Here is a 3,306-nt window from a genome sequence, read left to right on the forward strand (position 1 = left end):
AGATGGTCGCATGTATATGTGATAATTCGATCAGGCAATCAAAAGTTCATTATCGACCCAACAAAAAAGGTCAACACAGAAGTAAACTATATACAATACGAAGATATGGAAGTTAAGGAAGCAAAATTACCTTATTACGGTTTACACGGAGAATTGCCAAATGCTCCTGTTAAAGGATCTGAAACCGTTGCTAATTTCAGAAAGTTTTTAGCCCAATTAAACAAATTAGGAGTTAGTCAAACAGTAACTCAAAGAATTGAAAAAGAAGTACGCAAAAGTACAGATTTAGGAGTTGACCCTGCTATTGACTTACAAGCTACTTATATAGTAGTAAACAATGTAACAATTCCTTATGGAGTAAATATTGAAACCCAAGGAATGGGATTTGTTGCTGAAGGAATACAAACACTTTTCGGGAGTGGTTTCTTTTCAAGCTTATTCGGTAAACAAACTTCAGCCGATGAAGTTATGCGTGATAGCATGGGAAGAATTCAAAGAATGATTAGCCAGGTTTCTTCAAAGGGTTTAGGAGCTGAAGAACATACTAACAAAGTGTTATATAACATTGGTTGGTTAAAAGCGATGCACATTAGAAACGGTAGAGTTGCAAGATCTACTCGAATGAAAGAAGGAAATGCAGGAGCAAAAAGAAACTTAGACCAGTTAGAAGAAGAAATGTTTAAAGAACTAGCTAGCAAGGCAAGCTTTACTAAGCAGCGAAAATCAGTAACCTTTCCTGGTTCAAATCCATTGTTAGGAGTAAACACGCACAGTAATCCAGGTTCTTATTTCATGGTTAAAATAACTGGGGGTGTGCGAAGTGGAGGGAACTCAACTACTGGTAGTGGTTCTCAAAACTCTAATCCAGGAGGAATTCCAGTTGTAACTACTGGATCAGGAAACACGCCAACTCAAAACAACAATTCAAATACTGGAAATGGAAGGAATAACAACCCTGAACCTGAAAAAAACAATAACACATTGTTGATAGGAACATTAGCAGTTGCAGCAATTGGAACTGCAATATATCTAGGAACAAAAAAGAAAAAAAAGTAACACCAATAATTAATAAAAATGAATTTAGAATTAAAAAAAGAAACCGTAGTTGATTACGCTATTACAGGAGGTTCAGCTTTAGCAGGTGGAACAGTATCTAAAGGAGTGATGGGATTAGCTTCTGAGGGATTAAAGAAGCCACTTGTAAGAGGTGCTTTTGCAGCATTAGCTTTATTAGGAGCAGGAAGCATCCAAGGAAAAGACACAGGAGCAAAAATTGCTCGTGGAACTTTATTAGGAGTTTCTGTTGAACAAGGACTTGGAGCTGTCTCTTCTTTAGTTTCTCCAAGTGTAAAAGACACCCCAACTACAAAAGCAGAAAAATTTATTGCTGCTATTGCAAAAGGTTCAGAAGCAAGTGGAATGAACTCTGCTGAAGAATTTTATCAGCCTTTACAAATTTCTCAGGATGCATGGGGCGATAACAATTTGTTGAATGATTTTAAGTCTGATAAAGTAGACCAAATCATTTCAGGAAGTTTTAAATCTTAATTAAAAACAAAAATTTAAAGTAAAAGTTAAAAAATGAATACAGTTTATAACGTAGATGCACAAGCTGCATCAATTAAAGAAATTTTAGTTGCCAACGGAAACAAATTAAGTAATCAATTCTTAAGTGACTTTAATAACAAAAACATTAAAGTATTAAATGCTTCTTATGTTTTAAGAAAGGAAATTAAGCCATCAATGGGGGTTCAGTATCTAATTGATGAAGATACTAGAAAAGTAGTTGGAGTTTCTGACTTTTCAGAAAAAGTACTTTCTCCTTCAGAGGTTTTAATCGTTGACAAAATTAGAGTTGGATATTGCACAAATATTGCTTCTAAACAGGAGGCATTAGGAGATTACAGAATGGCATTACCTGTTTCTTTTAGAAATGCAACTTTTAGAATTCGTATGGGTGGTGATGTGATTTATGAAACTGGTTTATCTGATGTTTACAATAGATACACAGGAACTTCATTGAAAGATGATTATATCCAATTAAATAGTCCAGTAACATTAGTTGGAGGTTCTGAATTTAAATTCGAATTAGAGTTTGGAAAAGGAGCTGAAGCTCACAAAACAGAAAAGGAGTATTTAGAGCTTGGTTTTGTCGGGCATAAATTATCTCGTTAATCAGTAAGTAAAATTCAAATAAAATAAAAGCCCATGCTTTTAGGTATGGGCTTTTTTTAAAACACTTTTTTCAGATGAATTTAAAAACAAAAGTAGCGAATATTAAAATCCTTAGTGGTAGTAATCACGGTTATAAAACTATAAACATAGAAAATGGTCGTGTTTTAAAATGTGCTTTATTCTTAATTGGAGAAGCTCCTAGTGAAGTTGTAAATATAAAAATTGAGGATGCAGCTTCAGGAGATGAATTACACCCTTTTATAACTCATCACGAATATATGCCTACAAATGGAAATCATTTTGATAGTAGAAAGGATTTGAATTTTGAAGGGAATAGAGATATCAAAATCACAGCGCAATCATTAGCTGATCTAAGAGAAGAATTTAATTGCCAGATGGTTATTTATTACGATCAAAACTAATTGTTATGGGAGAGTTTACAGGAAATTTTGTAGAGAAAAAAATTACAAATGATGATAGATTATCTCTTAAAAACGTACAAAACATTTACTTCAAAAATGTAGGAAGTAGAACTGTAATGATCGGACAATTTAAACTTAGAGCTGAACAAGAAAAGCATATACATACAGGCAATACAACCATAGATCAAATCAGTTTAGATATTTCTTTTATAAGTGGTTTAGGAGATAAAAATGAACTGTATGTACACTACATAAAAATACCAGATTGTCAATGTAGCTAATTTAATTACCACCTAATGCAAAATACATTATTACAAGAAATAGAGTCTTATTTAAAGATTAAAGACACCAATTCGATAGATATTTTCAATTATGATAATCCTGATTTTAAATATCATAGAAAACTTACCTATGCTGGTTTACGAAAGGAAGCCAATTCTTTACAGGATTTAATTACTGAAATTCATTACACCTATAAAGCTAATTGTTTAGGAGTGTTTAAGTATAAAGGTAATGGTACATCTCATAAAAAAGACCCTTATGTAATAAAGATAAATAATACATCTGAAAACATAATGCCTGATAAGGTGGTTCAGGAAGCAGCGGGGAATGTAGTAGAGAGTCAGCCTGCTACTCCGCCTGTTTCTAATTTTCATAATCAAGGACAATTCAATCAACCAATGCATACACAAGGAATGAATTCAGCAAT

Annotated in this window: 6 protein-coding genes; all 6 read left to right on the forward strand. The window is 33.0% G+C overall.

Translation table 11 applies throughout. The annotated features are described in order from the left end of the window. Window positions 1-105: 105 nt before the first annotated feature. Window positions 106-1,056 carry a hypothetical protein gene (locus tag OIF36_00480; GenBank protein ID MCV6598948.1) on the forward strand — a complete coding sequence of 317 codons (951 nt, stop codon included), beginning with the start codon at window positions 106-108 and terminating at the stop codon, window positions 1,054-1,056. A gap of 18 nt (window positions 1,057-1,074) precedes the next feature. Beyond that, a complete protein-coding gene (locus OIF36_00485) occupies window positions 1,075-1,548 on the forward strand; it encodes a hypothetical protein (protein MCV6598949.1) in 474 nt (157 codons plus the stop codon). Window positions 1,549-1,581: 33 nt separating this feature from the next. Continuing rightward, the gene (locus OIF36_00490; protein ID MCV6598950.1) at window positions 1,582-2,175 is read left to right on the forward strand and encodes a hypothetical protein; all 594 of its coding nucleotides are present in this window, start codon (window positions 1,582-1,584) and stop codon (window positions 2,173-2,175) included. A 74-nt stretch (window positions 2,176-2,249) separates the two neighbouring features. Next, window positions 2,250-2,597, forward strand: a complete 348-nt coding sequence (locus tag OIF36_00495; protein ID MCV6598951.1) for a hypothetical protein — start codon at window positions 2,250-2,252, stop codon at window positions 2,595-2,597. Then, window positions 2,564-2,878: a hypothetical protein gene (locus OIF36_00500; protein MCV6598952.1), complete on the forward strand. Its 315-nt coding sequence runs from the start codon at window positions 2,564-2,566 to the stop codon at window positions 2,876-2,878. The genes OIF36_00495 and OIF36_00500 overlap by 34 nt, the downstream gene beginning before the upstream one ends. A gap of 15 nt (window positions 2,879-2,893) precedes the next feature. Further along, a partial coding sequence (locus OIF36_00505; GenBank protein MCV6598953.1) for a hypothetical protein occupies window positions 2,894-3,306 on the forward strand: 413 nt, incomplete at its 3' end.

It is taken from the genome of Alphaproteobacteria bacterium, from assembly GCA_025800285.1.
GTDB lineage: Bacteria > Pseudomonadota > Alphaproteobacteria > JAOXRX01 > JAOXRX01 > JAOXRX01.

What these genes read in the sequence shown, in the direction of transcription:
- OIF36_00480 (MCV6598948.1), top strand. Translation starts at nt 106, where the DNA reads ATGGAAGTTAAGGAAGCAAAATTACCTTATTACGGTTTACACGGAGAA.
- OIF36_00485 (MCV6598949.1), top strand. Translation starts at nt 1,075, where the DNA reads ATGAATTTAGAATTAAAAAAAGAAACCGTAGTTGATTACGCTATTACA.
- OIF36_00490 (MCV6598950.1), top strand. Translation starts at nt 1,582, where the DNA reads ATGAATACAGTTTATAACGTAGATGCACAAGCTGCATCAATTAAAGAA.
- OIF36_00495 (MCV6598951.1), top strand. Translation starts at nt 2,250, where the DNA reads ATGAATTTAAAAACAAAAGTAGCGAATATTAAAATCCTTAGTGGTAGT.